This is a genomic window from Seohaeicola zhoushanensis (genome assembly GCF_014656415.1).
Lineage (GTDB): Bacteria > Pseudomonadota > Alphaproteobacteria > Rhodobacterales > Rhodobacteraceae > Seohaeicola_A > Seohaeicola_A zhoushanensis.
Genome location: NZ_BNCJ01000004.1, coordinates 265,708 through 292,664, shown reverse-complemented (window position 1 = coordinate 292,664; position 26,957 = coordinate 265,708). Strand labels below are relative to the sequence as shown.

Genomic DNA, 26,957 nt, shown 5'->3' with positions numbered 1-26,957 from the left:
AGCAGGGTCGGCGGCGGATCGACAAATCACTTGCAGGGGAAGGCAGTTCATACATACTCCCCGCCTCCTGGACAGGATCTTACGTAGTTTAAGCTACTCTCTGTCCCTGCTGATCGGTTTCGATCTGGTTGAAGGAGACCACGGCGGGCGGCTGTCCGCCATGGGCGGCATGGGGCCGCTGGTGGTTGCAGAAGGTGATCCACCGGCCAGCGCCCGCCACTGGCGCTCGATGAAGATGTGGTCGAGGCAGCGCCCCTTGCCCTCCATCCGTTGCCGGCAGGTGATTGCAGGCAATCGCCGAGAGGGGGGTCCGGGTGCCGATCCGTTTCAGCCGGTCAGTCCAGACAAAAGACGTGAACGGCGACCCCTGATCGGTCTTCATGATCTCTGGCGGTCCGAAGCGGTGGATTGCCTATCGCGATTCGGACGGGCCCCTGCACCTGCTGGTGGACAGCACCGGGATCAAGATCAAGGGCGAAGGCGAGTGGAACGCTCGCAAGCACGGAGGCACGAAACGGCGCGTCTGGCGCAAGATCCATGCCGGGATCGACGAGAAGACACTGGGAATCCAGGCCGCCGAGTTCACCGCCAGCGACATCGGTGATCTTCCTCGACCGTGTTACGCGCCGCGCTTTGGGGTAGACTGGGTGTCACAGGGAGCAGTGACATGACCGGCAACGACACCGAAGAAGATCTGAAGGCGCTGGTTCCGAAGGGGGCGGCCTATCAGCCAGTCGAGTCGCCGGGGCCGACGCGGGCCTATGCCTTCGTGCTGGTTCCCGGTTTCACCCTGCTGGCCTTCACATCGGCGGTGGAGCCGCTGCGCATCGCCAACCAGCTGTCGCAGAAGCCGCTCTACCGCTGGCACCTGATGTCGCCGGATGGCGCGCCCGCCACCAGTTCGTCGGGGATCGAGATTACCGTCGGTGGTGCGCTGAGCGCGCAGAACAAGGAGGTCCGGCTCTTCGTCTGCGCCGGCAACCCGGCGATGGCCGCCGGCGCGCCCGCCGTGGTCGGGGCGGTGCAGCGGCATCACCGCTTTGGCGGGACGGTCGGCGGTATCTGCACCGGAGCGGTGGCGCTGGCGAAGGCGGGGGTGCTGGCCGACAGGCGTTTCACCCTGCACTGGGAGAACCAGCCGGGGTTCTGCGAAACCTTTCCGGAGCTGGAGCCGACCCTGTCGCGCTACGAGATCGACGCGCGGGTCATCACCTGCGGGGGCGGGGCCGCCGCGACCGACATGATGATCGCGCTGATCGCCGAGGATCATGGCGCGGTCTTTGCGGCGATGGTGTCGGACATGTGCCTGCGCCCGGCCACGCTGGGGGTTGAACCGACCCAGCGGAGCTCCACCTCGGCGGTGATGAAATCGCGCAGCCCGCTGCTGGTCGCAGCGGTCAACCTGATGCGGACCAACGTGGATGTGCCGCTCTCGATCCACGATATCGCCGAGGCGGTTGGCGGATCACGGCGGCAGCTGGAGCGGCTTTTCGTCAGCCAGTTGAACGAAACACCCGCGGTCTTCTACCGCAACGTCCGGCTCGACCGGGCCCGCAACCTGCTGGCCACGACGGACCTGTCGATCGCGGAAATCAGCACGGCCTGCGGCTTCGAGGCCTCGTCCCATTTCACCAGGGCCTTCAAGGCGCGGTTCGGGATCGTGCCCACCAAACTCAAGGGGCGCCCGGACCAGCTTGTTCAATGACAACGGGCCGAGGCAGCCTGCCTGAGGCTGCGATCCGGGAGGCCTTGCGCGGCCTTCCACGTTTGCGGCGGTGGTCTGCCTGAGGCCGGCGGATCGCGGCAGGGCGCAGGCGCGCCCTGCCCGCAGTGCTCACAACAGCGCGCCGAGCCCGGAGCGGACGTCGCTGGCCCGGGCAGTGGCGTCAGACGCCAGGGCGTTCTCGATTGCCGCGATGCGGTCCGCGCCCAGGACCGGTCCGGCCAGGGTGGCAAACTTGGCGCGGAGGTCATTGCGATCCATCGGGTTGGTCGGGTCACCGAAGGCCGCGTCGACCCTGCGCTCGAAGGTTTCGCCGCGGTGACGGAGCTTGACGCGCGCAGGCGCCAGCGCGGGAAACAGCCGCTCCATCTCGGGATCGAACGAGGGCCGAACGCGCCGGGCGAGGCGCAGGACCGCCTGGTCCGACAGTGCGTCCGGTGTCATCGGCAAGAGCGCCTGTCCGCCCCTGGTCGCAGCCAGGGCGACGCAGAAGGGGATCGAGAACTGGGCGTCGACCAGGGTTTCCGGGCTGGTTGAATTGGCCAGGCATACCGCGCGTTCGAAGGTGTGCACCTCGACCTCTTCTATCGCTTCGGGATCGAGTCCGTGCGCGTCCATCAGCCCGGTGACGCCGTCGAGCGCGGAATGAATCCAGCGACAGCAGGCATAGGGTTTGAAATACAGGCCCTGGAACGCGAGGAACTGCCCGCCCGACAATGCGCCCGGCTGATACAGCGCCGGCAGGTCGAAGGTTCCGGGGTATCCGGTGAACCCCGTCTCGGCCAGCTGGGCCGCATACATGCCGGTCATGACCGACCAGGGGATGCCTTCCTTGACGGTGGCGCCGGCAAATCCGTGGTGCATGGCGGAGGCGAGCTGCGGCGAGTGTTGCTCGGCGATGAGCAGGGTCTGGGCCATGAGCGGAGCGCTGGCGCCCGAGAGCCGGGCCGCGGCGACCGCGGCGCCGATCCCGCTCCAGATGCCGCTTGCGGTGTCATGCTGGCGCTCTGGCGTGCGGCCGACCGCGACGCGGACGCCCGCCTCGTAGCCCATGAGCACGGCCGCGAGGAAATCCAGGAAGGACGCGCCGTTCTCCTCGGCCACGGCGAGCGCGGCGGATACCACGGCTGCGCCGGCGTGGCCCTTTGCCTTGCGATGGCCGTCGTCGATGTCGAGCACGGTGGCGGCGAAGGCATTGGCGGTTGCCGCCGCGATCGGATGCGCCTTCTGTCCGGTGAACCAGATGCTGGCCTGGCCCTGCCCCATCGTTGCGCCCATCCGTTTGGCGACTTCGCCGACGACGGCCATTTGCGAGCCGGCGGCAGCGGCCCCCAGGCAATCGAGCACGCAGTCGGCGGCGCGCGCGAGCAGCGGCGCCGGGATCGAGGCCGAAGGCGTCTCGGCGAGGAAGGCGGCAAATTCGAGCAGCGACGGCTCCGGTTTGCGCTTTGGTTGCTGGTTCATGGGTTATTCCTCAATTCCCGTAGATTGCGATATGTCGGGCCAGAAGGCGGAAACCCGAGGTCAGGAGCCGGTCCACTGCGCTTGGCGTGAGCCAGGAGGACGGCGAGACACAGGTCACGTTGCCCATCGTCAGAAGCGGACTGGCCGGGTCGGCGACCAGTTCGGGGCCGAATTCACAGGCAAGGTGTGCGACGCGCCCGGATTGCAGCGCCTCGATCAGGGCGGCCTGGTCCATGGCCCGAGCGCGGCCTGCGATGACCAGGATCACGCCCGGCTTGATGCCGTCGAAGAACCGGGTGATCGTTTCACTGTCGGTTCCGTTTCCTTGCGACGGATGAACCGAAAGGATGTCGGCGGTCGCCAGGATCTCGTCGAGTGCCGCCCAGCGCGTCCCTTCGGGCATGGCGCCGGGCCTTTCAGGCCAGCGCATCACGGTCGCGCCAAGCGCATCGGCCAGGCGGGCCGTCTCGTCGCTGCCGCGGCCGTCCCCCAGGACGCCGAAGACCTTCCCGCGGATCTCCTCGCCGCGGGGCAGCGCCGTGTCGCCCCGCCGGAGGGCACGGTCGGTTTCGCCGATGTGCTTGAGCGCGCAGAGCGCAAGTGTCACCATGTGTTCCGCGACGGAGCGGTCGCCGGTTTCCCCGACACATTCGATGCGCAGGTTGCGCCGGGCGGCCGCCGCGAGATCGGCGTGGTCTTCGAGGCGCGAGCAGAGATGGGCCACGGTCTCGAGTTCCGGACAGTGGTCCAGCACCCGCCTGGACAGGTGGCCGGAGCTGACCATCGCATGGCGCCTTCCCCGCAGCCGGTCGATCAGCCCCTCCTCGTCAGCCGGCGCGCCATGGAAGATCTCGAGACCCGGAATGTCGCTGTACATGTCCGGGCTGAGGCGTTCGCTCAGGATACCGGGGCAATCGACGAAGGCGGGCGGTTTCATCGGCGTCGCACCTGCTGCCCGTCACTTGTAGAGCGCATGGGGCAGCCACAGCACGATCTGCGGGAAGATCGCGAGAAGCACCGCCGCAAGGCACATCAGCAGGAAGAAGGGAAAGGCGTGCCTGGCGATCTGGAGCACGGTCTCGCCGCTGATGCCCTGGATCACGAAGAGGTTGAAACCGACCGGAGGCGTGACCTGGGCCAGTTCGACCATGACGATCAGGAAGATCCCGAACCACAGCGGATCGATACCGTTCGCGACGATCAGGGGGAGCGTGATCGGCAGGGTCATCACGGTGATCGAGATGCCGTCGAGAAGCAGGCCCAGCACGAGGTAGAAGACCGACAGAACCAGAAGGAGCGCATAGGGGCCTAGGTTGAGACCGCCGATGATGCTGGCGACATCCTGCGGGATGTGCAGGAAGCCCATCGTCGTCGACAGGAAGGCCGCCGCCGCCATCAGCATGATGATCGTGCAGGACATCGGCACCGCGCCCTGCACGGTTTCGAGCAGCAGGCGCCAGGTCAGTTCGCCGCGCAGCAGGGTGAGCAGCAGCGCTCCGGCGACGCCGATGGTGGCGGACTCGGATGGTGTCGCGTAGCCGCTGTAGATCGACCCCAGGACCAGCAGCATCAGGGATACCACGGGCATCAGGTAGAGGAGCGCACGCGCGGTGGAAATCGGATCGTCCTCGGTATCCTGCGGGGGTGGCGCGCTGCCGCGGCCGGTCCGCAGCGCGATGTAGAGGCTATAGAGGCCGGCGATCAGCAGGCCCGGCAGGATGCCGGCGGCAAACAGCTGGATGATCGAGACCTGTGCCAGCAGGCCGTAGATGATCATGATGATCGACGGCGGGATCAGCAGGCCGAGCGTGCCCGACCCGGCCAGCGAGCCGATCGAAATGGACCTGTCGTATCCGCGCTTGCCGAGTTCGCCGAGAAAGATCTTGCCGACCGTCGCGGTCGTGGCCGTGCTCGATCCGCAGACCGCCGCGAACATCGCGGAGCCGATCACGTTGGTATGGAGCAGGCCGCCGGGCAAGCGGCGGACCAGGTGGGCGAGCCCCTTGAAGAGCCCCGCGACAAGTGACGTGCGGTGCACGATCTCGCCCATCCAGATGAAGAGCGGAATGGCCGAGAGTTCCCAGGCGCTCGAGCTTCGGATCAGGATCCGGGCGAGCGTTGCGCCGAGACGCTGGACGTCGAAGCCGAGAAACAGGGTCAGGCTCACGGCGCATGTGCAGATGATCGCGACGAAGATCGCCGTGCCGCTGGCCAGGAAACCGACGAGGAAGAGGAAAACGAGGAAGGTTACGGAACCTGCGTCCATGGTCAGATCCTTTCGGCCGAAACGGCGTTGCCCAGCGCTTTCCAGGTCATCTCGATGGCGCGAAGGACAAAGATCGCGGCACCGGCGCAGAGAATGGCCTGCGGAATGACCTGGGGAATTTCGGCAACCGAGGAGGAGGTCGTGCCCCGCTCGAGGTTGATGAGCGCGCTGCGGCCGATGAAGAAGACCATCATCGCGCCGACGAATATGGCGAGCGCATTGGCGAAGACCGAGACCCAGGCCCAGATCCGGCGCGGGAGGACGGTTTCGAGAATGGCCACCGAAAGCATCTCGCCCCGGCGGAGGCTTTCGCCGAGAGCCAGGAACGCCAGCCCCGACACCGCGTAGCCGACGAATTCGTCGAGGACGAAGGTCGAGGTGTCGAAAAAGTTCCTGAGGATCACCTCGTAGAGAATGTGGCCGAACATGCAGAACAGCAAAAGCGCCGCGAGCCAGTTCGCCGTCTTCGAGGTGACGTCAACAATATTGCCTATCATGATTTTTCGCCTTTTGACGCTGACCAGGCTGCTGCCGGAACGGCAGCAGCCGCCGCGGCCCGCCGCCTGGCGGGCCGGACTGGGCGGCGCTCGGCCCGATGCGCGAACGCCGCAGATGGCATCAGTATTGACGGCCGACCGCTTCGCCGTAGGCGTGCAGCACCTTTGCGCCGGCCTCGCCCGCCTTGCCGCGCCAGTCTTCGATCACCGTCTTTGCGGCGTCGTTCAGATGCGTGCGCAGCTCGGGCTGGACCTCTCGGACGATCGTCACGCCGGCACCGCCGAGCTGGGTGTAGATCTTCTCGACGAGGTCGGTTGCGGCGGCCCAGCCGGCCTCTTCGGCGACGGCGGCGGCCTCGCGGATCGCCTTCTGCTGGTCCTCGGGAAGGCTCTCGAAGGCCGCGGCGTTCATGTGGCGGAAGTTCAGCGGCAGGGCGTAGTTGATCTCGGTGAAATGCGAGAGGTGCTCGTCGAATTTCGCGGTTGCTCCGCCTTCGGAAGAGGTCAGCACCCCGTCGATCCCGCCGGTCGCCAGCTGCGGCACCACGTCGGCCCAGGACAGCTGGATCGGCGAGGCGCCGGCCGCGATCATCGTGCGCGTCCCGTTCGCATCATAGGTGCGCAGCTTCCAGCCGTTCAGCGACTCGACCGTGTCGATCGGCTTGTTGGCCCAGAACCCGGACGGCAGCCATGGCGAGGCGTAGAGCAGGATCTGGCCGTTCTGGCGGAAGAACTCCTCGTAGGCGGGGCGCGCGGCATCGTAGAGCGCCCGCGCCTCCTTTGGCCCCGAGACGATGAAGGGCAGCGAACTCAGCAGGAAGATCGGGTCGGATCCGGCAAGCACGCCGCCAAGCGTGTCGGCGATGTCGACCACGCCGTCCGAAACGGCATCCAGGTTGTCGGCCGACTTCAGGCCCAGGCTGCCATTGAGGTGCAGCGTCACCTCGACGCCGCTCTTGGACAATTCGCCGACCTTGTCGGCGAAGATCTGGTCACTCTTGCCCATGAGCGAGTTCAGTTCGTATTCGCTCGTCATGTTCAGGCCGCCGGCGTGCGCGGTCGACATGAAGGCAAGCGCGATGGCCAGCGAGGCCCCGGTGGCTTTCAGCATTTTCTTCATCATTCATTCCCTTGTTGGAGAGTTGCCATTTCGTTTTTCTTTCCGTCCGCGGTTGTCCTGGCCCGCAGTTTTCGGGTCGAAACCTCGTCGATTTCGTATTCGTGCCCTGCGCGCACGATCGCCACGCCGTATCGCTCGCGCGCGGCCTCGAGCGAGACCCGGTCCTGGGTCACGTCCTCGAGCACGGAGCGGGGATCTCGCTGCCAGGGGTCGCCGTAGCCGCCCCCGCTCGCCATCGTGTGGCTGAAGATGTCGCCCTGGCGCATCCGAACGGGTTCGCTGAGCAGCACGGGCAGGACGCGGTCGGGACGGCCCTGGCGCAGCACCCGGTTCATCGAAGGCGCTCCGTCCTCGCCGCCGAAGAGGCCATGGGGCGGGAAGGCGCGCTTGTCGGAGCGGACGTTGAGCCAGGCCGCGTCCGAAAGGGTGCGATACTCGCGCCGGATCGCCAGACCGCCGCGCTGCCGCCCTGCCCCGCCGCTGTCGCGCACGTAGCCATAGTGCTCGATCCTGATCGGATAGGCGGCCTCGATCATCTCGACCGGGATGTTGGATTGGTTGGCGCCGATGTGGGGGACGCCTTCCTGGCCATCGTGGTCGCGCGCGCCGCCCCAGACGCCCATGGCCGTCTCGCAGAAGATGTAGGGCTTGCCGTCGATGCTGCCCGAGATGGTCGGCAGGGTCGAACCACCCGAGCCATCGGCGGTGACACGGGCCGGAACGGCCTGGGCGAGCGCCCCCATGAGGCAGTCGATCATGCGGTATCCGGTGATGCCGCGCGCGCCGCAGGGGCCGGGAGACACCGGGTTAACCACGGAACCGACCGGGGCGCGGACTTCGACGATCTCGGTGAAGCCATGGCAGTTCGGGATGTCGGCGACCATCACCGAGCGCAGCGCGGCATAGGCACTGGCCTTGGTGAACGGCAGCGTGGAGTTGACCCCGGCGGGCACCTGCGGCGAGGAGCCCTCCCAGTCGACCACCACCTTTTCGTCGCTGACGGTCACGGCCACCTGCAGCTTGATCGGCTCGGGGTTTTCGCCGATCCCGTCAATATGGTCGATGAAGCGATAGGTGCCGTTCGGAATGTCGGCCAGTTCGCTGAGGGCAAGGCGGTAGGCGTAGTCGTTCAGATCGTCGATGGCGGTGTCGATCGTCTCGTGGCCGTAGCGGTCGTAGAGCCGTTCCATGGCATGTGCGCCGGTGGCACAGGCCGCAATCTGCGCCTGGAGGTCACCGAGGACCATGTCGGGGGTGCGCACGTTGAGCGCGATCAACTTCCAGAGCGTCTCGTTCCGGCGGCCCTTGTCGTAGAGCTTCAGCACCGGGATGCGCAGCCCTTCCTGCCAGATCTCGTGGGCGCCCAGGGCGTTGGACCCTGCGACGATGCCGCCGACGTCGGAGTGATGGGCCAGCGTCATGGCCCAGCCCTTGTGCCGGCCGCCGTGTGTGATCGGCTTGACCACGTAGATATCCGGCAGGTGCTGACCCGCCGCGGCGTAGGGGTCGTTCATGATGAAGATGTCGTCGGGATGGAGGTCGTCCCCCACCTCCTCGATCAGGTTCAGCAGCGCATCGCGGAAACTGCCGAGGTGCATCGGCGTGCAGATCCCCTGCGCGATCGTCCTGGCCCTGGTGTCGCAAAGCGCCGTCGAGAAATCCAGCGAGTCCCGGACGATCTGGGAGAAGGCCGTGCGGATGATCGTCAGGGTGATCTCCTCGGCGATCGAGTCGAAGGAGTGGCGCAGGACTTCCAGGAGGAACGGGTCGGTCTTGCTCGTGGTCATGATGGCTCCCGGATCAGTAGTGAAGGTCGATGACGATGTTGCCGAACGTGTCGCGATGGACCGAAGCGTCGGGCGGCACGACGGTGGTGCCTTCGTATTCGTCGACGATCAGCGGCCCCGCGCAGGGTTCGGTCGGGAGGTCGCCGCGATCGACCACCCGGGTCATGAGCGATCCATGCGCGCTTCCGAAATAGACCTGGCGGTCCGCGCGGGTCCCGGTATCGCGCTGCAGCACCAGCATGTCCGGGGGCATCCGGGCGGGGTCGGTCGCACGCAGTTTCAGCGACACGATCTCGACGGCGTTCCCGGCGTCCAGCCGATGCCCGAACCGGCGCGCGTGTTCGGCCTCGAAGGCCTCGCGCAGGTCCGCCTTGCCATCTTCCCGGAACCGCTCGGCCAGGAGCGGCACCGTCAGTTCGAAGGCCTGGCCGACATAGCGCATCTCGACTTCGAGCCGATAGGCTCCGGCGCCGGCGGCAAGGCCCAGCAGCTGATCCGCCTCGGCGCGCAGCCGGTCGTACCCGGCGTTGGCCTCTTCCGCGCTGGCCGAGGCCAGGCTTGCGTGGAAAGCGGCGGCGACGGACACGGACCGGGTCGCCACCATCAGCCCCACGGCGCTGAAGACGCCGGCGGCAGGTGGGACGATGACGCGCTTGATCTCGAGGCTGCGCGCCAGGCCGACGCCGTGCACCCCGCCGTTGCCGCCGAAAGCGAACATGACGAAATCGCGCGGGTCGCGGCCGCGGTAGGTGGTCACCGCCTTGATCGCCCGCACCATCGTCGCATTGGCGAGCTGGTGGATGCCGAAGGCCGCCTCTTGCGTCGGCATCGCGAGCGGCTGTGCGACGACCCGGTCGATGGCCGCGCGCGACAGGTCGGGGCGGATCGGGACGGTGCCGCCGGCAAGGCCGGCCTGATCGAGAAAACCCAGCACCACATTGGCGTCGGTCACGGTTGGTTCAGTGCCGCCGGTACCGTAGCAGGCCGGGCCCGGAACCGCGCCGGCACTTTCCGGGCCGACCTTGATCGCTCCGGCACGGTCGATGCGCACGATCGAACCGCCGCCCGCGCCAACCTCGGAGATGTCGATGACGGGCAGTTTCAACGCATAGCCCGCGCCCCCGGTGATCGAGCCGGCGGAGCTCATCGAAGAGCCGACTTCGTAGTTCTCGGCATAGATCGGAGCGCCGTCCTCGATCAGCGACGCCTTTGCGGTGGTGCCCCCCATGTCGAAGGTGATGGCATTCCCGATGCCCATCCGGCCGCAGAGATATGCCGCCCCGACCACGCCCGCGGCGGGTCCGCATTCGACGATCTGGGCGGGTTTAGCGAGAACCGATGCGGCGTCGACCGTGCCGCCTGACGATTGCATCATCGCCACCGAGGCCCGGCAGTCGGCTTCCCGCAGGCTTTGCGTCATGTTCTCGAGGTAGTGACGGACGGTCGGGCCGACATAGGCATTGATGACCGCGGTGCTCGTGCGTTCGTATTCCCGGATTTGCGGCAGGATATCGACGGAGAGCGAGATGAAGATGCCGGGCAGCTCGGCGCGCAGGATCTCGCCGACCCTGCGTTCATGCGCCGGATTGGCGTAGGAGTGCAGGAAACACACGCTTACGGCTTCGACAGCGTGTTGCCGCAGCACCTGGGCGATGCGCAGAATTCCCTCCTCGTCCAGCGCCTCGATCACGGTCCCGCGCGCGTCGATCCGTTCATCGGCCTCGAAGCGTAGATTCCGCGGGGCCAGCGGCGCCGGCTTGACGTAGAGAGGGTCGTAGAGCGCCGGCACCCGGATCCGCCGCAGTTCGAGCACATCCCGGAAGCCGCGCGTGGTGATGAGGGCGGTGCGAGCGCCCTTGCCTTCGAGGATGGCATTCGTCGCCACGGTGCAGCCGTGAACCATCTCGGACATCTCGGAGAGCGCGAGCGAATGCGTTTCCGCCAGCCCGCGCAGCCCGTTCATGACCCCCCGTCCAAAGCTGTCCGGCGTCGTTGGCACCTTGCCAACGTTCAGGACACCCCGTTCGTCGATATAGGCGATATCGGTGAAGGTTCCGCCGATATCCGACCCAGCCCGCCACTCCATCTGCAGCTCCTGTCATTTCCATTTCAGGGCATTGAGACGCAGGCCAATGTTAAAAACAAACGAGAAATTCGTATCAATCTTGATAAACATGGTTTATCAATACCCCGACGAGAGGTGCATCAAGGACCTGATTTCAAATGACTTTCGACCAGATTCAGAGCTTTTACTGGGTCGCGATTCTGGGCACCTACCGCCTCGCCGCGGAAAAACAGAACACCACGCAGCCGGCCATATCTGCCCGTATCAAGGCATTGGAGACATCGCTGGGCGTCGAACTGTTCGACCGCTCGGGCCACCGTGTGGCCCTGACCCCGCTGGGTCGGCAATTCCTGGGTCACGCCGAGACGCTGCTGGAGTTCCGCGGCAAGGCCCTGCGCGACATCGGGCTGGCGGATCCGGTGGCCGGGACGATCCGGATCGGTGCATCGGATACCGTGGCCGTCACCTGGTTCCCCGAGTTCATGTCCTATCTCAGGGCCCAGTTCCCGAACGCCGTTTTCGAAGCCCATGTCGAGGTTTCGTATCGGCTGCGCGAAGCGCTGATCCAGCGTGACCTGGATATTGCCTTCATGGTGGGGCCGGTTTCGCACACGGACCTGCAATCGACCCAGCTCTGCGCCTATCCGAGCGGGTTCATCGTTTCCCCCAAGCTCGGGATCCCGGCGGACCGGGTCTTTGGCATCAACGACATCGCCCGCATGACCATCTTCACCTTCGACCGGGTGACGCAACCGCACCAGGATCTGCGGGCCGCCCTGTCCAAGGCCGAAATCACCAGTCACCGCATAAGCCCCGCCAATACCTTGCAGAGCATCGTGCTGCTCGTGGAACAGGGACTTGGCGCGGGCTACCTCCAGCTGTCGGCGGTGGAACGCGAACTGGCCTCGGGTCAGCTCATGCAGCTCAAGACGGATTTCGTGATGCCGGAGACGAGTTTCTGCGTCGCCCATCCGAAGATCGCCGGCTCCATCGCCGCCTCGGAAATTGCCAGGGGCGCGCAGGATTTCCTGCGGATCCAGACCTCGGTGCAGCGGATACGGCTGCTGTACTGACCTGCGCGAACCGGGCCGGGCGAAACGCCCCGGGGTTCGGGCCAAAGTGGCAAGGGGAGGTCAGCCGGAAGGGCGCGACTGCCGGGCGGCCTCCGAATCCTGATGGCAGGCCAGCACGAAGGCCTCGATGGCCGCGATCCTCGCGCTGGTCCGGTGCCACAGCACGCCTGTCTGGCGAACTTCGCCCTGTGCCAGGGGGACTTTCCGCAGCCTCAGGCCCTCGGGCCAGGGCGCGCCCCAGTCGGGCACCACCGCGATGCCCAGGCCGCGGCCCACCATTGCCGCGATCGCGTCGAGCGCGTCGAGTTCCAGCCATTCGCGGACCTCGAGGCCCTGCCTGCGCAGATACGTGTCCACGATCTGCCCGCCCCATTGGTTGCGGTCGTAGCGGATGAAGCGCTGGGTCGCGAAAAGCTGCGCCAGGTCGTCGGTGTCCGTGTCCTCCGGGACGATCAGGACCAGGGGCTCCTCGCGCAGCGAGGCCCAGGAGACCGACTTGGGCAGGGTGAACTGCGGTCTCACGATCAGGGCCGCATCCAGGTCGCCCCCGATTAGCTGGTGATAGAGGTCGAGCGACGAACCGGGGCGGACGTGGTATTCGACGTCCGGGTGAAGCTGGACCATCTGGTCGATGATGGACGGCAGAAGGCCGGTCATCGCGGTGGCCGTCGCCCCGAGCCTGAGCCGGCCCGCGGGCACGCCGCGCGCGGCAAGCGCCTGAAGGTCGCGGCTGTCGCGCACCAGCGCGCGGGCGCGGTCGAGTATGGCCAGACCCTCCGCCGTCGGCCGCACCGTTCGGCCGGAACGCACCACGAGCGGGTGGCCGAGATCGTCTTCGAGCGCCTTCAGCCTTTGCGCCAGGGCCGCCGGCGTGAGGTTCTGACGGCGCGCCGCCTCGGCGATCGAACCGCAGTCGGCGATGACAATGAAGGTTTCCAGGAAGCGCGTGTCCATAAGAAAGATTTTCTATCACCTGAATGCAAAAACACTAGTTTTTGTTTTTATCAATCTCTGCTGTAAGAGGGGCGCAAGGAACGTGCAAAAGGGTTTTCGACGATGAATGCAGCAACCAAATTTGCCCGGCTTGGCACCGACAATGCACCGGGGCAGGAAGCCCGGCTGGGTGAGGCCAATGGCGCATGGCTGCGGGGCGAACCCCTGCCCGGCCGGCCGGTCGACTTTTCGCACGGCGACGTCGACGCGCACCCTCCGACGCCCGGCTCGTTCGAGGCCTTCTCGGCGGGTGTCGCGGCCGGCGGGGCGCAGGCCTATACCGAGTATCGCGGATCGGCGGCGATCCGCGAGATCTTGGCGGAGCGGCTGGCGGCCTTCACCGGCGCGGCGGTGGATGCCCGTGACGGGCTGATCCTCACGCCAGGAACCCAGGGCGCGCTGTTCCTCTCCATCGGGGCGACGGTATCGGCGGGCGACAAGGTGGCGATCGTCCAGCCCGACTATTTCGCCAACCGCAAGCTGGTCGAGTTCCTGGAGGCCGAGCTCATCCCGGTGCGCATGGACTATGCCGGTGTCGCCAGCGGCGCGGGGCTGGACCTGACCCAGCTCGAAGAGGCGTTCCGCGCCGGCGCGAAGGTCTTCCTGTTCTCCAACCCGAACAACCCGGCCGGGGTCGTCTATTCGCCGGCGGAAATCGCCGGCATCGCCGAGCTGGCCGGTCGCTATGGGGCGACGGTCATCGTCGACCAGCTCTATTCGCGGCTGCTTTATCCGGGTGTCACCTATACCCATCTGCGCGCCACCATGCCGGACAACGTGGTGACCATCATGGGACCTTCGAAGACCGAGTCGCTGAGCGGCTATCGCCTTGGCGTGGCCTTCGGCGATCCGGCGATCGTCGAGCGGATGGAGAAGTTGCAGGCGATCGTGTCGCTGCGCGCGCCGGGCTATTCGCAGGCGGTGCTGCGCACCTGGTTCGACGAGCCCGCCGGCTGGATGGCCGACCGGATCAAGGCGCATCAGGCGATCCGGGACGACCTGATCGCGGGGTTCCGCGGCATCGAAGGCTGCGTGGTGCGGCCCGCGGATGCGGGCAGCTATGTCTTCCCGAGGCTGCCGAAGCTGGCGATCCCGCCGCAGGACTTCGTCACCGCGCTGCGCACGCAGGCCGGCGTCACGGTCACGCCGGGGTCCGAGTTCAGCCCCCATGCCACCGACAGCATCCGGCTGAACTTCTCGCAGGATCACGCCGCATCGGTCGCCGCGGTCGAGCGCATCGCCGCGCTGGTCGAAAGGTACCGCGCATGAGCCGGATCGGGGGCGCGCAGCCGGTGCCGCAGGGCGACTATGTCGCCGCGCGCCGGCATGGCGGGCTGATCTACACGGCGGGGATGACGCCCCGTCAGGATGGCCGGATGATGTATCACGGCCCCGTCCGCACCGGCGAGGTCGAGGCGCAGCGCGAGGCGGTGATCCTTGCCTGCGCCAATGCGCTTCGCGCCGCCGAGGCGACGCTTTCGGGGCAAGAGGAAATCGCCGCGATCCTGACGCTGACCGTCTATGTCGCGGCCGAGGCCGGCTTCACCGAGCACAGCAGGGTGGCCGATTTCGCCTCGGCCTTCCTGCGCGAGAGACTGGGCGCGCGCGGCATATGCAGCCGCTGCGCCGTAGGCGTGGCCAGCCTGCCGGGCAATGCTCCGGTCGAGATCCAGCTCGTCGCGGCCGTCTGAGCCGCGACGCCGCCGGGCCCTTCCTTCCCTCCCAAACCCACCACCAGTCACCGGGGACCCCGAATGACCGACCTATGCCTGACCGTGACCTGCCGCTCGACGCGGGGGATCGTCGCCGCCATTTCCGCCTTCCTCGCCGAGCATGGCTGCAACATCACCGACAGCTCGCAGTTCGACGACGCCGAGACCGGCAATTTCTTCATGCGCATCGGCTTCACGCCCGAGACGGGGGCGGCGCTGACCGAGCTCGAGGCGGCCTTTGCAGCGGTGGCGGAGCGTTTCGACATGACCTTCGCCTTTCACAGCGGGACCGAGCGGATGAAGGTCGTCATCATGGTGAGCCGCTTCGGCCACTGCCTCAACGACCTGCTCTACCGCTGGCGCATCGGCGCGCTGCCGATCGAGATCGTGGCGGTCATCTCGAACCACATGGACTACCAGAAGGTGGTGGTGAACCACGACCTGCCGTTCCATTGCATCCGGGTGACGAAGGAGAACAAGCCCCAGGCCGAGGCGCAGATCCTCGCGATCGTGGAGGAGACCGGCGCCGACCTGATCGTCCTGGCCCGCTACATGCAAGTCTTGAGCGACGAGATGTGCCGCCGGATGTCGGGCCGGATCATCAACATCCACCACTCGTTCCTGCCCTCGTTCAAGGGCGCGAACCCCTACAAGCAGGCCTTCGAGCGCGGCGTGAAGCTGATCGGGGCGACTTCGCATTACGTGACCGCCGACCTCGACGAGGGCCCGATCATCGAGCAGGACGTGACGCTTGTCACCCATGCGCAGAGCCCGGAGGACTATGTTTCGCTGGGCCGCGATGTCGAGGCGCGGGTGCTGGCGCGGGCGATCCATGCCCATGCGCATCACCGGGTTTTCCTGAACGGAAACAAGACGGTGGTCTTCCCGGCCTCGCCGAATTCCTACGCCTCGGACCGGATGGGCTGAACGCAGAGGGGCCGGTTGCCGAACCAACGGCAACCGGCCCCGGACCTTGTTGGGCGGCTGTCTCTCCGGATCACTCGGACCAGCCGAACTCCGGGCAGCGGTCGGCCAGGACGTCGGCGAAGTATTCGGCCGAAGCGATGTCGGCAAAGATGTCGACAGACCCCTCATGCAGGACCAGCACGGCGTCGAGCCCCGCGGCACGGGTTTGCAGGACGCGGCCCGGCGGCACCCTGGCCGGACGCAGGTCGACGCTTGTCAGCGTTGCCAGCGCGGCTTGCGTGGACGGGCCGGTCATGCGGATCCAGAACCATGTCTCATCCCGGTATCCGTCCCAGGCATCGGGCGGCAGAGGCGTGGCCGGGAGGCTTGCCTGCCCGTCGGTGAGGACGAGGATCTCATATGTTCCGAGACGGGCGACGGTGATGCCCCCGGCCTCTGCCGTCTGGTTGATCCGGTCCGGGAAGGGCAGCCCATGGCCCGCGCACCAGGCAGGGGTTCCGGGCCCGCGCAGGCCCAGTCGCGGGCGCGCGGTCAGGTCGATCAGGCGGTTGTCGCCGGTTGCCGGTACGAGCGGACGATCTGCCAGCGGGAAGCTGCGCCGGGGATGAGCGGTCATGTTCAGGCCTCCTGCCTGGCGTTTTGCGGATCGTAGAAGGCGTGGCCGACAAGCGGCGCCTGCACCTCTACCCCGGAGCGGGTGCGGATGGCGATGCCCTGCCCCGGTTCGGCGCCGGCATGGGCAAGCCCGATGAGTTTCCCCACCGTCGGCGAGACGGCGACCGAGGTCACATGCCCGACGGGCTTTCCGTCCGCCATGACGAGACAGGATTCGCCGACCTCGCCGAAGGCGCTTTCGGGCAGTTCGAAGCGGCAGAGCGTGCGGGCCAGGCCGATGGCGCGCCGCTTGTCCACGGCGGGTTTGCCAAGGTAGAAGGGCTTCTTGCGCGATATCGCCCATTGCATCCCCAGTTCGTCCGGCGTGCTCAGCGCGTCGGTGTCCTGGCCGATGATGATGTGGCCCTTTTCCAGCCGCAGGATGCGCGAAGCTTCGAGGCCGTAGGGCCGGACCCCGGCGCCTTCGAGCAGGTCCCAGAGGTGCGGCGCGTAGCTGCGAGGGGTGTGCAGCTCGAAACTCAGCTCGCCGGTGAAACCGATCCGCATGATCCGCACCGGGCAGCCGCCGAGCGTACCGCTGCGCCCTTCCAGGAAGGGGAAGGCCTCGCGGCCGAGGTCGATGTCGCCGGCGAGCGCTTCGAGCGCCGCGCGGGCGTGCGGGCCGGTGACATTGATCGCGGCAAAGCCGGCGGTGACGTTCTGGATATCGACCTGCATCCGCCACTGGGCATTCCACCAGGACATGTCCGAGAAGACGCGATCCACCGCGCCCGTGGTGGCGGTGACGTAGAAGTGGTCCGGGGCCATGCGCCAGGCGACCCCGTCGTCGATGACCGACCCCATCTCGTTCAGCATCAGGCAATAGCGCACGCGGCCAACCGGCTGGTTCGCATGCGCCATCGTGTAGATGCGGTCGAGGAAGGCGCCCGCGTCCGGGCCACGGATGGCCAGCTTGCCGAGGGTCGAGACATCGAGCATCCCGACGTCCTCGCGCACCATCCGCACCTCCTGGGCGGCCAGTTCGGCGGTCGGGCCATCGCCGTAGACCATCGGCCGCCACCAGGCGCCCGCCGGCCCCATCCGCGCGCCGGCCGCGCGGTGCCGCGCGTTGAGCGGGGTGCGGCGTTCCTGGCTGCGCAGCGGTCCGGCCAGCACGCCGAGCTTTTCGGGGCCGAAGGGCGGGCGGGCGGTGGTGATGCCGATCTCGCCCACGGTGCGCCCGGTTTCACGGGCCAGGATGCGGGCGGTCTGGAGGGCCGAATGACGGCCTTGCGACGGCCCCATTCCGACGGTGGAATAGCGCTTGACCAGTTCCAGTTCGGCATAGCCGTCGGCCACCGCGTTGACGATGTCCTTGACCTGCAGGTCCTCGTCGACATCGACGAAATCGCGGCCCTTCGGGTCGGGATCGGAGACCGGGAAGGTCCGGTGGAAATGCGCCTGCGCGTCATCGGGGACATCCGGCAGGCTGGCCGCAAGACCCAGCGCCACTGCCGCCTGCGCGCCTGCGCGTTCGCCGCTGGCGATCACCGCATCGGGGGCGAAACACCCGGCGACCGAGCCGGCGAGATGCATGTTGGCGGGCAGGTTCGACAGCGTGAACCGCTGGCTGGCGTCGTCGAAGCCAAGTTGCGCGCCCGCGTGCAGGGGCAGCTGGTATCCCGGCGTCGCGCCCGCATCGATCACGGCGAGGTCGCAGGCAATGGTTTCGCGACCGCTGGCCGTGGTCACGTCAAGGGCGGTCAGTCGGCGCTTGCCATGGGCGCCCTGGATGCGTGCGCCCTTGAGAACGCGAAGCCCGGCCTCGGCGAGGGGTTCGGTCGGAAGATCCACCGCCTCGGGCGGGACCAGGACGGCGCGGACAGGAACGCCGGCCTCGTGCAGATCGAGCGCGGCGGCGATGCCATGAGGGGTGCCGGCGAAGACCACGGCGGCGCTGCCGGGGCGGATGGCATAGTGGCGCATCATGCGCTGGACCGCCGAGGCCGAGACGATGCCGGGCAGGTCGTTGTTGCGGAAGACCAGCGGCTGGTCCTGCGTGCCGGAGGCGACGATCACCTGCGCGGCGCGGACGCGGAAGAGCGTGTCGCCCTGGATCACCGGCAGGAAGTTGTCCGTATACCAGCCGTTGCAGGTGGCCCCGGTCAGGATCGTGACCCCGTCGAGACCGCTGCGCGCCTGTGCAAGTGCCGCGCTGCCGTTGCGGGCATAGGTCAGCGCTCCGCCGGTTTCGGGCTCGCTGTCGACGATGACCACCTCAGCTCCCGCCGCGGCGGCGGTGCGCGCGGCGGCGAGACCGGCGGGCCCTGCCCCGACGACCAGGACGTCGCACTGGAGGTTGCGGCGCTGGTAGTGCCCTTCGCCCAGCGCGGTGTCCACGACGCCAAGGCCGGCCGAACGGCGGATCAGCGGCTCCCAGAATTTCAGCCAGCTTGACCGCGAGGGACCGAAGAAGCTGCGATAGTAGAACCCCACCGGCATGAACCGGCCGAAACGGTCGAGCACGCTGCCAAGATCGCGGTCGGCGCCATGGGTGGTGTTCTGGGCGCGCACCGCCATGCCCTCGGTCAGCGGCCGCCGGTCGGCGCGGACGTTGGGTTCGGAGCCGATCTGCACCAGTGTATTGGCCTCGAGCCCCGCCATCGACTGGGGTCCGCGCGGGCGGTGATACTTGAACGAGCGTGACAGGACCCAGCGGCCCTCGGCAAGCAGGGCGCTGGCGACCGTGTCCCCGGCGAGGCCGCAGTGCGACGTTCCGTCGAAGGAGAAAGTCAAGGCGGTGTCGCGGACGATCCGGGTGCCCCAGGGGGCAGGCAGGCGGGCGGTCATGTCAGGTCTCCGGCGAGGTGGGGAGCCAGGTGCGCAGGACCTGGTCCGTCACTGTGTGGCGTTCGGCGAGAAAGACGGTGTTCGAGGGGCGGTGGCGCCACCATTCGACCATCGGCCCGAGCGGGTTCTCGGCAAAGAAGACATGCGCGACGACAGTGTCGGGGTCATCGCTGCGGGTCGACCGGCGGGGGCCGAGATACTGGAATTCGGAGATGTCGCGCAGCCCGTTCACCGGGCATTCGAGCTGTTTCATGGCGTCCTCAATGGCTGGCGGCGGTGGCGCCCATCTCGTTCAGCAGGGCGAAACGGTCGAAGCGGGTCAGGGCGAAGGGCGCGATGATGTCGGGCACCTTTCCGGTCGCCACGCATTCGGCCATGTATTTCCCGGCCACCGGGGTCGCCTTGAACCCCCAGGTGCCCCAACCGGCGTCCAGCCAGTAGTTCGACAGCGGCGAGGCCCCCATGATCGGGCTGTAGTCGGGGGTCATGTCGGTGATGCCGGCCCATTGGCGCAGCAGCTTGACGTTGTGCAGGAAGGGGAAGAGGTGCAGCGCCCCCTGGGCCAGGTGCACCTTCTGGTCGAAGCTCGAACGGGTGGAGGCCAGCTGGTAGGGATCGGAGCCGCCGCCGATCACGATCTCGCCGCGCGAGGATTGCACGAGGTAGGTGTGCAGGTTGGCCGAGGACAGCAGGATATCGAGGAAGGGCTTCAGCGGCTGCGTCACCATCGCCTGCAGCGGGAAGCAGCGGATCGGCAGGCGGATGCCGGCGAGTTCGGCCACCTGCCCGTTCAGCCCGCCTGTCGCCTGGATCACCTGACCGGCGCGGATGGTGCCCCGGTTCGTCTCGATCTCGGTCACCCGGTCGCCGGTGCTGCGGATCGCGGTGACGGTCGTGCGCTGGTGGATCTCGACCCCCTTGGCCGCCGCCCCCCTGGCATAGCCCCAGGCCACCGCGTCATGCCGGGCGGTGCCGCCGTCGGCGTGCCAGAGACCGCCCAGCACCTCGTGCAGGCCGCCTTCGTCCATGTGCAGGTGCGGGCAGAGTTCGCGCACCGTCTGCGCGTCGACCACCTCGATCCGGGCGCCGGCGAGCTTGCCCATCTCGGCGCGCAGGTGGAAGCTGCGCATCGTCGCGTCGGAATGCGCGAGCGTGAGCTGTCCGCGCTGCGAGAACATGACGTTGAAGCCGAGATCCTCGGACATGCTCTCGTAGAGGCTGACCGCCTCGCGGTAGAAGCGGATCGACTCGGATGTCAGGTAGTTCGAGCGGATCGTGGTGGTGTTGCGCGCGGTGTTGCCGCCGGCGAGATAGCCCTTTTCGAGCACCGCCACCGAGCGGATGCCGTGCTGGTTCGAGAGATACCATGCGGCGGCCAGCCCATGACCGCCGCCGCCGATGATGACGACGTCGTAGCTCCGTTTCAGATCCGGTGTCGCGGGGATGTCGCGAAACGGCCGGTGGCCCTTTGAAAGGCCATATCTGAGCAATGCGAAGGGCATGGTCGAGCTCCATTGGTTCGCGCCATTGAACCGCCCGGCACCCCCTTGCCGCAAGAAATGGAAAATTGCCCTCAGGCATCGAATTGCTTATGACCAAGAAAGACAACAGGGGTCCACCGTGGCACGCCAGATTCCGCATCTGATCTACCTCCAGGCCTTCGAGGCCGCCGCGCGGCACCTGAGCTTTACCCGCGCGGCGGAGGAGCTGAACTGCACGCAGGCCGCCATCTCGCAGCGGATCCGGGGGCTGGAGCAGTATTTCGGGCGGCCTCTTTTCCTGCGCAAGGCCAATGGGTTGGAACTGAGCCAGGCGGGACAGGCCTACCTGCCGGGGATCACGCAGGCGCTGGACGTGGTCGAGGCCTCGACGCGGGGACTGACCGGGCGCAGGGCGCGGCAAAGCCTGACCGTCTCGGCGCCGATCTCCTTCCTGAACCTGTGTCTTGCCCCCTTGCTGGAGGGCTTCCTGGCCGGTCGCGAGGAGACGGCGGTCCGGCTGAACGGGGCGATCTGGACCGATCCCAACGTCGAACTTGCCGATGTCAGCATCGCCATTGCCGAGCGCGGGATGATGGCCCCGGATACGGTCGATCTCGGCCCGGCCCGACTGGTGCTTGCAGGAGCGACGCAGGCCGAGCGGCGGATCGAGGTGCAGGGGAAATACCCCCTGTGGGATCTCTGGGGCCAATCGGGCGAAACCGGCGCGACCTTGCGGGTCGATACCGCCGTCACCGCGCTCGACCTGGTGGCGGCGGGGATCGGGCGGAGCGTGGTCTATGAACCCTATGCGCTGGGTGCCCGCGCGCGCGGTGCCGGGTTCGAACTGGGGCCGGCCGTGGACGTGGGCCATATGCTGACGGTCCGCGCCAACCCGGATCGCCCGAGGTCGGCCCTCGCCGGCGAGTTCATCGGCTGGTTGTCAGGCCACTTTCCAGCGGTCGAGTGAGATGTCGCCGAGGTTCACCAGGCCCAGGTCCGGATCGAAGATCACCTTCATGATCCGCGCTTTGGTCAGCTTGTAATGGGAGACGGCAAGCGCGTCTGCCGCCTCGACGTCGCGTGCCTTGATCGCCGCGAAGATCTCGGCGTGTTCGCCCGTGGTGGTCGCGAGGTGCGCGTGCAGTTCCTGCGCCTTCTCGCCCACCTCGGTGCCCTGCCCATAGGAGAAGCAGGCCCGCGCCAGCCGGATCGTGCCGACCAGCGCCTGCTCGTAGAAGTTGGAGATGTAGCGGTTGCCGGTCGCGTTCGAGATCGCCGTATGGAAGTCGGCGTTGGCCTCGGAGAGGAGCACGCCGTCACAACTCGCGACCGCGCTGTCGAAGGCGCGCATGTGGCGTTCGATCTCTTTCAGGTCCTTTTCGGTGCGGTTCTCGGCGGCAAGCCGATGCACGAGGCGACTGGAAATCAGCAGGGCATCGTAGAGCTTGGGCACGTCGTCGAAATCGAGCGGGGCGACCTTGGCCTTGCGCCCCTCGCGCACCACCAGCCCGTCGGCGATGAGCTGGATGATCGCTTCGCGCACCGGCGTGCGCGAGACCTCCAGCCGGTCCGCCAGTTCCGCTTCGTCCAGCAGTTCACCGGGGCGCAGGTCGAGCCGCAGGATCGAGTCCCGCAATGTCCGCGCGACCTTGGATCCGTCCCGTTCCGACATCCGACTCTCCTTCCCTTGCCCTTTGCCCCTGACTGTTAAGTTGTGGTCCCGCCTGTGTCCATCGCCCTGCCCGCCGGAACCGGGTCGACCTCGACCCAGGCGCCGCCTTGTGCGGCGGAACGACCGATCGCTTCCATCGCAGCAACGCCCGCCAGCGCCTGCTGCCGGGTGACCGGATAGGGCGCCGCATCCGCTATGGTCGCGGCGAAAGCGGCCAGTTCGGCGGCGAGCGTGTCGGTTTTGCCGAAGCTCTGCTCGGTCTGCTTGCCGGCGAGGTCCGAGAGGACCAGCTGCTCCTGGTTCGGCATGTGCGCCCAGCCCTTTGAGCCGAAGATGTGCAGCCGCCAGAAGCTGGCGGAGGCCATCAGCGTCGAGAGCGTGCCCGTGGCGCCGGAAGCGAAGTCGAGATGCACCGTGGTGGTATCGTCGAGATGGCTGGAGACGGCGAGGCGGCGGCTGAGGACCGAGACGCGCGCCACCGGCCCCATCACGCCGATCATCGCGTCGAGGATGTGAATGCCCATCGCCGCCATGCCGCCGGCCGGGTTCTCGGCCGATGATCCGCGCCACATGTCGTCGCGGTAGTCATAGCCGAAGGGGCCGCAGAAGCTGCCCTCGACATGCAGGGCGCGGCCGATGCCGCCTTCGGCGACGGTTGCTGCAAGCGACTGGTAGGCCGGCAGGAAACGACGGTTGAAGCCAACCGCGAGCCGCACGTTCGCCGCCGCGCAGGCGTCGAAGGCGGCGGCGGCATCGGACAGGGTGAGGGCAAGCGGTTTCTCGACGAAGACATGCCTGCCCGTCGCGGCCGCCTCGCGCACCTGCGCGCCGTGCTGGCTGTGCGGCGTCGCGAGAACGACGGCATCGACCGCGTCGAGAACATCCTCGAGACCGGGGCGAAGCGTCAGGCCATGCTCGGCGCAGAAGGCTTCGGCCTTGCCCGGCGTCCGGGTTGCCGCGTGGGTGAACCGGAGCGGCCCGCCCTGCCCCGCCGTGACGAGGTTGCGGCCCCAGCGGCCGAGGCCGACGATGGCGGCACTGACCGGGGGCGCGCTCACAGCTTGGCCCCGCCGTCGATGATGACGTGACTGCCCGTCATGTAGCCCGAGGCGTCGGAGCCGAGGTAGAGCGCGAGTTCGGCGATTTCGGCGGGTGTGCCCATGCGCCCGACCGGCTGGCGCGAGGAGAACATGGCGCGGGCGGCGTCGGGGTTGTCCATCGCCTCGATCCGGGCGGTCATCGACGGCGTCTCGACGCCCGAGGCGCAGATCGCGTTGCAGCGGATGCCCTGCCCGGCATAGTCGAGCGCCACGGATTTCGTCATGCCGAGCACCGCTGCCTTGGTGGCGCCGTAGGCAAAGCGCTGGGGCGCCGCGCCGACCGAGGAGATCACCGAGGCCATGTTGACGATGCTGCCGCCACCGCCCGCGATCATCAGCGGCAGCGCCGCCTGCATCATCAGGAAGATCGAGGTGACGTTGACCGAAAGCGCCCGGTCCCAGTCGGCGCGGCTGCATTCGTCCAGGGAGCCGACGGTCACGATGCCGGCGCAGTTGAACTGGACGTCGAGGCGCGGCAGGGCGGCGTGGAAGGCTGCCACGGCCCCGGCATCGGTGATGTCGAAGGCGTGGGGGACGATGCCGGCGCCCCTCTCCAGCGCGGCGAGCCCGGCGGCATCGCGGTCGATGGCGTGGACCTCGGCGCCCTCGGCGGCAAAGGCCAGCGCGGTCTCGCGCCCGATGCCGGCCGCGGCGCCGGTAACGACGCAGAGCTTGCCGGTGAAGCGGTTTCGGGACATGGGGTTCCTTTCTACTTCGAATAGAGCTGGTCGGGCAGCCAGAGAACGATCTGCGGCCAGAGCGTGATGCAGAGCACGCCGAGGCACATCAGCAGGAAGAAGGGCGAGGCGGCGAAGATGATCCGGGTGATGCTGGTCCGGGTCAGATCCTGCAGGATGAACAGGTTGAACCCGATCGGCGGGGTGATCTGCGCCAGCTCGATCATCAGGATCAGGAAGATGCCGAACCAGATCGGGTCGAACCCGGCGGCCAGCACCAGCGGCAGCGTGATCGGCAGGCTCATCACCGTCATCGAGACGCCTTCGAGGAACATGCCCAGGACGATGTAGAGCAGGGTCAGCACCAGGATCAGCTCGTACGGCGACAGTTGGAACCTGCCGATGGCGGCGGAAATGTCCTGCGGCACGTGCATGAAGCCCATCGCGGTGGACATGAAGGCCGCCGAGATCATGATCGCGCTGATCATGCAGCTGGTGTGGACCGAGGCGAAGAGGCTTTCCATGAAGACCTTGCCGCTCATCTGCCCGGTGACCACCGTGTAGATCAGCGTCACGCCGACGCCGACCGCAGCGGTTTCGGAAGGAGTGGCGATGCCGGAATAGATCGCTCCGAGCACCAGCGTGATGAGCAGCCCGATGGGGAGGAGGTTGCCGACGCCGCGCAGCATGTCGGCGGCGGAGGGGCGCGCGGTGTCGGCGGGCGCGACCTTCGGAAACAGCAGGCTGACCGCGATCACATAGAGCGAGTAGAAACCCGCGATCATCAGGCCCGGCAGGATGCCGGCGGCGAAGAGGCGCGAGATCGAGACCTCGGCGACCACGCCGTAGACGATCATGATGATCGAGGGCGGAATTAACAGGCCAAGGCTGCCGGCCCCGGCGAGCGAGCCGTAGGTGAGCGGCGAGTAGTAGCCCCTGCGGTCGAGTTCCGGCACGGTGATCTTGCCCACCGTCGCGGTGGTCGCCGCGCTCGATCCGCAGATGGCGGCGAAGATGGCCGAGCCGACGATATTCGTGTGCAGCAGGCGCCCCGGCAGGTGGAAGGTCAGCGGCGACAGGCCCTTGAACAGGCGGGTCGAGATATCGGTTCGGAGTATGATCTCGCCCATCCAGACGAACATCGGGATCGCCGACAGCTCCCAGCCGGTGGCGCTGCGGATCATGATCGGTCCGAGAATGGTGCCGATGCGGGCCAGCGGCATGTCGATGAACAGCGACAGGCCGGCGATGCTGACCAGGAGGAGGCCGGCGAAGACCCAGACGCCGAGGCCGAGGAAGAAGACGATGAGGGCGAGGACGCCGCCGGCGATGTAGAGACTTTCCATGGGTCAGTCTCCCTCGACCGCATCGGCGGGAACGCCGTCGAACACCGCGTCGATGGCGCTGGACAGGATCTGCACCAGCAGGAAGACCAGTCCCGTGAAGATCGCCGCGTCGATATACCAGGTTGGCGTCTCCATCAGCGTCGGGCTGACCGACCCGCGCAGGAAATCGCGGCGCAGGATGGTCCAGATGTTCGAAGCGACGAAGGCGAAGATCACGAAGGTCACCGTCAGGCAGAACAGTTCGACTGCCACCGCCAGGCGCGGACTGGGCAGCGCCCGGATCAGGCTGACCCGGACGTGCTTGCGCGACTTCAGCGTATGGGCGATCGAGAGGTAGGTCATCGCGCCCATGGCGTAGCCGATGAATTCGCCCATCGAGTTGGTCGAGCTGCCGAAGAAGCTGCGAAGTATGATTTCGAGGTTCACGTGGACGACCATGTAGATAAGCAGCCCCGCAGACACCCAGATCCCGAGGCCGGAGCAGAAGGCCGAGACCGCATTGACGCCACGTTTCACCATGACCTGTTCTCCCTGCGTTTTATATGTGGAGGGCACCCGAAGGTGCCCTCTTGATGCTTACTTGGCCTGGCGGCTGCGGTAGGTGTCCAGGATCTCCTGGCCGGTCGCGCCGGTCTTGGCCAGCCAGTCGGTGTAGACCTGTTCGCCCGCCGCGACCAGTGCCGCGCGGAATTCCGGCGAGACGCTTTCGGTGATGGTCACGTTGTTGGCGCGCATGTCCTCGTAGTTCTTGGCCACCCGCTTGCCCAGCTCGGCCCAGGCGGCCTCGCTGGCGATCTCGGCGGCGTCCAGCACGATCTTCTGCTGTTCCGGCGTCAGGCTGTCGAAGGCGTCCTTGTTCATGTGGGTCATGTTCAGCGCCATCGAATAGTTGACGGCGGTGAAGTTGTTGAGGAATTCCCAGAACTTGACGCTTACCCCGCCATCGGCCGAGGTCAGCACCGCGTTGATCGCGCCCGAGGCCAGCTGCGGCACGGTGTCGGCCCAGCTGATCTGCACGGCATTGGCGCCGGCGTTGCTCATGGTGCGCACGCCGCTGGGATCCCAGGCCCGGATCTTCAGCGCGGCGAGTTCCTCCTGCGACGTGATCGGGCTGTTGGCCCAGATCCCCGACGGCGGCCAGGGTGTCGCCCAGAGCAGCACCTGGTTGTGCTTGGCGAAGACCTCCTCGTAATGCGGACGGCCGACTTCCCACAAGAGCTTGGCGTCGGCGTCCGAGCCGGCGATGAAGGGCAGAGAGGACAGCAGGAATATCGGTTCGATGCCGGCGACCGCGCCCATCACGGTATCGGCGATCTGGATCGCGCCGTCCCCCACCGCGTCGAACTGGTCGACCGACTTGTAGCCGATCGAGCCGTCGTAATGCGCGGTGATCTTGATGGTGCCGCCCGAGAGCTCGTCGACGGCCTTGATGAAGGCCTCGTCGCCGACGCCCATGATCGAGGACTGGCCGTATTCGTTGGCCAGGTCCCAAGAGATCTCCTGCGCCGTGGCCGGCAGGCCCAGGCCGCCGAGCGCGGTCGCGAGCAGGAATGCAGTTGCCTTGAAGTTCATGGTCATCTCCTTGTTGGTACGCGGCTTACCGCGCCTTT

24 protein-coding genes and 1 pseudogene are annotated in these 26,957 nt (G+C 67.1%); 7 read left to right on the top strand and 18 right to left on the bottom strand.

Annotated elements, in window-relative coordinates; all coding sequences use genetic code 11:
* Positions 1 to 407: 407 nt before the first annotated feature.
* Positions 408 to 611 (top strand): annotated as a pseudogene (locus IE266_RS11040) (transposase); the annotation flags it as partial.
* Positions 612 to 667: 56 nt separating this feature from the next.
* Entirely contained in the window at positions 668 to 1,705 is a 1,038-nt protein-coding gene (locus IE266_RS11035; RefSeq protein WP_189680135.1) for a GlxA family transcriptional regulator, read from the top strand.
* Positions 1,706 to 1,834: 129 nt separating this feature from the next.
* On the opposite strand, the gene IE266_RS11030 is transcribed toward IE266_RS11035, so the two are convergent.
* From IE266_RS11030 to IE266_RS11000, 7 genes are all read right to left on the bottom strand, one after another.
* Positions 1,835 to 3,187, bottom strand: coding sequence for an MmgE/PrpD family protein (locus tag IE266_RS11030; RefSeq protein WP_189680134.1), 1,353 nt, complete (start codon positions 3,185 to 3,187; stop codon positions 1,835 to 1,837).
* Positions 3,188 to 3,197: 10 nt separating this feature from the next.
* Positions 3,198 to 4,124: an NAD(P)-dependent oxidoreductase gene (locus IE266_RS11025; protein ID WP_189680133.1), complete on the bottom strand. Its 927-nt coding sequence runs from the start codon at positions 4,122 to 4,124 to the stop codon at positions 3,198 to 3,200.
* Positions 4,125 to 4,145: 21 nt separating this feature from the next.
* Positions 4,146 to 5,453, bottom strand: a complete 1,308-nt coding sequence (locus IE266_RS11020; protein ID WP_189680132.1) for a TRAP transporter large permease — start codon at positions 5,451 to 5,453, stop codon at positions 4,146 to 4,148.
* Between the two features lie 2 nt (positions 5,454 to 5,455).
* Positions 5,456 to 5,950 (bottom strand): TRAP transporter small permease, encoded by a 495-nt coding sequence (locus IE266_RS11015; protein ID WP_189680131.1) that lies wholly within the window; start codon positions 5,948 to 5,950, stop codon positions 5,456 to 5,458.
* Between the two features lie 121 nt (positions 5,951 to 6,071).
* Entirely contained in the window at positions 6,072 to 7,070 is a 999-nt protein-coding gene (locus IE266_RS11010) for a TRAP transporter substrate-binding protein (RefSeq protein WP_189680130.1), read from the bottom strand.
* Positions 7,070 to 8,857: a hydantoinase B/oxoprolinase family protein gene (locus IE266_RS11005; protein WP_189680129.1), complete on the bottom strand. Its 1,788-nt coding sequence runs from the start codon at positions 8,855 to 8,857 to the stop codon at positions 7,070 to 7,072. The genes IE266_RS11010 and IE266_RS11005 overlap by 1 nt, the downstream gene beginning before the upstream one ends.
* Positions 8,858 to 8,870: 13 nt before the next feature.
* On the bottom strand, positions 8,871 to 10,943 hold the full coding sequence (locus IE266_RS11000; protein WP_189680128.1) for a hydantoinase/oxoprolinase family protein: 2,073 nt from the start codon (positions 10,941 to 10,943) through the stop codon (positions 8,871 to 8,873).
* Between the two features lie 137 nt (positions 10,944 to 11,080).
* On the opposite strand from IE266_RS11000, the gene IE266_RS10995 reads away from it, so the two are divergent.
* Entirely contained in the window at positions 11,081 to 11,995 is a 915-nt protein-coding gene (locus IE266_RS10995) for a LysR family transcriptional regulator (RefSeq protein WP_189680127.1), read from the top strand.
* Between the two features lie 60 nt (positions 11,996 to 12,055).
* Here IE266_RS10995 and IE266_RS10990 read toward each other — a convergent pair whose 3' ends face one another.
* Complete coding sequence (locus IE266_RS10990; RefSeq protein WP_189680126.1) at positions 12,056 to 12,949, bottom strand: LysR family transcriptional regulator; 894 nt, start codon at positions 12,947 to 12,949, stop codon at positions 12,056 to 12,058.
* Between the two features lie 102 nt (positions 12,950 to 13,051).
* Between IE266_RS10990 and IE266_RS10985 the strand changes: the two genes are divergently transcribed.
* The 3 genes from IE266_RS10985 (at position 13,052) to purU (ending at position 15,627) form a co-directional block, all read left to right on the top strand.
* Complete coding sequence (locus IE266_RS10985; RefSeq protein ID WP_189680125.1) at positions 13,052 to 14,257, top strand: pyridoxal phosphate-dependent aminotransferase; 1,206 nt, start codon at positions 13,052 to 13,054, stop codon at positions 14,255 to 14,257.
* On the top strand, positions 14,254 to 14,679 hold the full coding sequence (locus IE266_RS10980; RefSeq protein ID WP_189680124.1) for a RidA family protein: 426 nt from the start codon (positions 14,254 to 14,256) through the stop codon (positions 14,677 to 14,679). Before IE266_RS10985 ends, IE266_RS10980 begins: the two co-directional genes overlap by 4 nt.
* Positions 14,680 to 14,742: 63 nt before the next feature.
* Complete coding sequence (gene purU / locus IE266_RS10975) at positions 14,743 to 15,627, top strand: formyltetrahydrofolate deformylase (protein WP_189680123.1); 885 nt, start codon at positions 14,743 to 14,745, stop codon at positions 15,625 to 15,627.
* Positions 15,628 to 15,697: 70 nt separating this feature from the next.
* On the opposite strand, the gene IE266_RS10970 is transcribed toward purU, so the two are convergent.
* Genes IE266_RS10970 through IE266_RS10955 form a run of 4 tightly spaced genes read right to left on the bottom strand, consistent with a single transcriptional unit; the run spans position 15,698 to position 20,573 of the window.
* Positions 15,698 to 16,243 (bottom strand): aminomethyltransferase family protein, encoded by a 546-nt coding sequence (locus IE266_RS10970; RefSeq protein ID WP_189680122.1) that lies wholly within the window; start codon positions 16,241 to 16,243, stop codon positions 15,698 to 15,700.
* Between the two features lie 2 nt (positions 16,244 to 16,245).
* Positions 16,246 to 19,071 (bottom strand): 2Fe-2S iron-sulfur cluster-binding protein, encoded by a 2,826-nt coding sequence (locus tag IE266_RS10965; protein WP_189680121.1) that lies wholly within the window; start codon positions 19,069 to 19,071, stop codon positions 16,246 to 16,248.
* A gap of 1 nt (position 19,072) precedes the next feature.
* Positions 19,073 to 19,324, bottom strand: a complete 252-nt coding sequence (locus IE266_RS10960) for a sarcosine oxidase subunit delta (RefSeq protein WP_189680120.1) — start codon at positions 19,322 to 19,324, stop codon at positions 19,073 to 19,075.
* 7 nt (positions 19,325 to 19,331) lie between these two features.
* Positions 19,332 to 20,573 (bottom strand): FAD-dependent oxidoreductase, encoded by a 1,242-nt coding sequence (locus tag IE266_RS10955; protein WP_189680119.1) that lies wholly within the window; start codon positions 20,571 to 20,573, stop codon positions 19,332 to 19,334.
* Between the two features lie 118 nt (positions 20,574 to 20,691).
* Between IE266_RS10955 and IE266_RS10950 the strand changes: the two genes are divergently transcribed.
* Positions 20,692 to 21,519, top strand: a complete 828-nt coding sequence (locus IE266_RS10950; RefSeq protein WP_189680118.1) for a LysR family transcriptional regulator — start codon at positions 20,692 to 20,694, stop codon at positions 21,517 to 21,519.
* Here IE266_RS10950 and IE266_RS10945 read toward each other — a convergent pair.
* The 6 genes from IE266_RS10945 to IE266_RS10920 are packed head-to-tail and all read right to left on the bottom strand — an operon-like array spanning position 21,493 to position 26,919.
* A complete protein-coding gene (locus IE266_RS10945; RefSeq protein WP_189680117.1) occupies positions 21,493 to 22,224 on the bottom strand; it encodes a GntR family transcriptional regulator in 732 nt (243 codons plus the stop codon). The genes IE266_RS10950 and IE266_RS10945 overlap by 27 nt on opposite strands.
* A 35-nt stretch (positions 22,225 to 22,259) precedes the next feature.
* Entirely contained in the window at positions 22,260 to 23,282 is a 1,023-nt protein-coding gene (locus tag IE266_RS10940; RefSeq protein ID WP_189680116.1) for a Gfo/Idh/MocA family protein, read from the bottom strand.
* Positions 23,279 to 24,022, bottom strand: a complete 744-nt coding sequence (locus IE266_RS10935; protein ID WP_189680115.1) for an SDR family oxidoreductase — start codon at positions 24,020 to 24,022, stop codon at positions 23,279 to 23,281. The genes IE266_RS10940 and IE266_RS10935 overlap by 4 nt, the downstream gene beginning before the upstream one ends.
* An 11-nt stretch (positions 24,023 to 24,033) precedes the next feature.
* A complete protein-coding gene (locus IE266_RS10930) occupies positions 24,034 to 25,347 on the bottom strand; it encodes a TRAP transporter large permease (RefSeq protein ID WP_189680114.1) in 1,314 nt (437 codons plus the stop codon).
* 3 nt (positions 25,348 to 25,350) lie between these two features.
* The gene (locus IE266_RS10925; RefSeq protein WP_189680113.1) at positions 25,351 to 25,866 is read right to left on the bottom strand and encodes a TRAP transporter small permease subunit; all 516 of its coding nucleotides are present in this window, start codon (positions 25,864 to 25,866) and stop codon (positions 25,351 to 25,353) included.
* Between the two features lie 57 nt (positions 25,867 to 25,923).
* Positions 25,924 to 26,919 carry a TRAP transporter substrate-binding protein gene (locus IE266_RS10920; protein WP_189680112.1) on the bottom strand — a complete coding sequence of 332 codons (996 nt, stop codon included), beginning with the start codon at positions 26,917 to 26,919 and terminating at the stop codon, positions 25,924 to 25,926.
* Positions 26,920 to 26,957 lie beyond the last annotated feature (38 nt).

Bases quoted from the DNA above. Each gene is read 5' to 3' on its own strand.
- IE266_RS10955 (WP_189680119.1), bottom strand. From the start codon at position 20,573: ATGCCCTTCGCATTGCTCAGATATGGCCTTTCAAAGGGCCACCGGCCG.
- IE266_RS10960 (WP_189680120.1), bottom strand. From the start codon at position 19,324: ATGAAACAGCTCGAATGCCCGGTGAACGGGCTGCGCGACATCTCCGAA.
- IE266_RS10980 (WP_189680124.1), top strand. From the start codon at position 14,254: ATGAGCCGGATCGGGGGCGCGCAGCCGGTGCCGCAGGGCGACTATGTC.
- IE266_RS11010 (WP_189680130.1), bottom strand. From the start codon at position 7,070: ATGAAGAAAATGCTGAAAGCCACCGGGGCCTCGCTGGCCATCGCGCTT.
- IE266_RS10965 (WP_189680121.1), bottom strand. From the start codon at position 19,071: ATGACCGCCCGCCTGCCTGCCCCCTGGGGCACCCGGATCGTCCGCGAC.
- IE266_RS10985 (WP_189680125.1), top strand. From the start codon at position 13,052: ATGAATGCAGCAACCAAATTTGCCCGGCTTGGCACCGACAATGCACCG.
- IE266_RS10990 (WP_189680126.1), bottom strand. From the start codon at position 12,949: ATGGACACGCGCTTCCTGGAAACCTTCATTGTCATCGCCGACTGCGGT.
- IE266_RS10995 (WP_189680127.1), top strand. From the start codon at position 11,081: ATGACTTTCGACCAGATTCAGAGCTTTTACTGGGTCGCGATTCTGGGC.
- IE266_RS10930 (WP_189680114.1), bottom strand. From the start codon at position 25,347: ATGGAAAGTCTCTACATCGCCGGCGGCGTCCTCGCCCTCATCGTCTTC.
- IE266_RS11020 (WP_189680132.1), bottom strand. From the start codon at position 5,453: ATGGACGCAGGTTCCGTAACCTTCCTCGTTTTCCTCTTCCTCGTCGGT.
- IE266_RS11005 (WP_189680129.1), bottom strand. From the start codon at position 8,857: ATGACCACGAGCAAGACCGACCCGTTCCTCCTGGAAGTCCTGCGCCAC.
- IE266_RS10920 (WP_189680112.1), bottom strand. From the start codon at position 26,919: ATGAACTTCAAGGCAACTGCATTCCTGCTCGCGACCGCGCTCGGCGGC.
- IE266_RS11030 (WP_189680134.1), bottom strand. From the start codon at position 3,187: ATGAACCAGCAACCAAAGCGCAAACCGGAGCCGTCGCTGCTCGAATTT.
- IE266_RS11015 (WP_189680131.1), bottom strand. From the start codon at position 5,950: ATGATAGGCAATATTGTTGACGTCACCTCGAAGACGGCGAACTGGCTC.
- IE266_RS11035 (WP_189680135.1), top strand. From the start codon at position 668: ATGACCGGCAACGACACCGAAGAAGATCTGAAGGCGCTGGTTCCGAAG.
- IE266_RS10945 (WP_189680117.1), bottom strand. From the start codon at position 22,224: ATGTCGGAACGGGACGGATCCAAGGTCGCGCGGACATTGCGGGACTCG.
- purU (WP_189680123.1), top strand. From the start codon at position 14,743: ATGACCGACCTATGCCTGACCGTGACCTGCCGCTCGACGCGGGGGATC.
- IE266_RS11025 (WP_189680133.1), bottom strand. From the start codon at position 4,124: ATGAAACCGCCCGCCTTCGTCGATTGCCCCGGTATCCTGAGCGAACGC.
- IE266_RS10935 (WP_189680115.1), bottom strand. From the start codon at position 24,022: ATGTCCCGAAACCGCTTCACCGGCAAGCTCTGCGTCGTTACCGGCGCC.
- IE266_RS10925 (WP_189680113.1), bottom strand. From the start codon at position 25,866: ATGGTGAAACGTGGCGTCAATGCGGTCTCGGCCTTCTGCTCCGGCCTC.
- IE266_RS10970 (WP_189680122.1), bottom strand. From the start codon at position 16,243: ATGACCGCTCATCCCCGGCGCAGCTTCCCGCTGGCAGATCGTCCGCTC.
- IE266_RS11000 (WP_189680128.1), bottom strand. From the start codon at position 10,943: ATGGAGTGGCGGGCTGGGTCGGATATCGGCGGAACCTTCACCGATATC.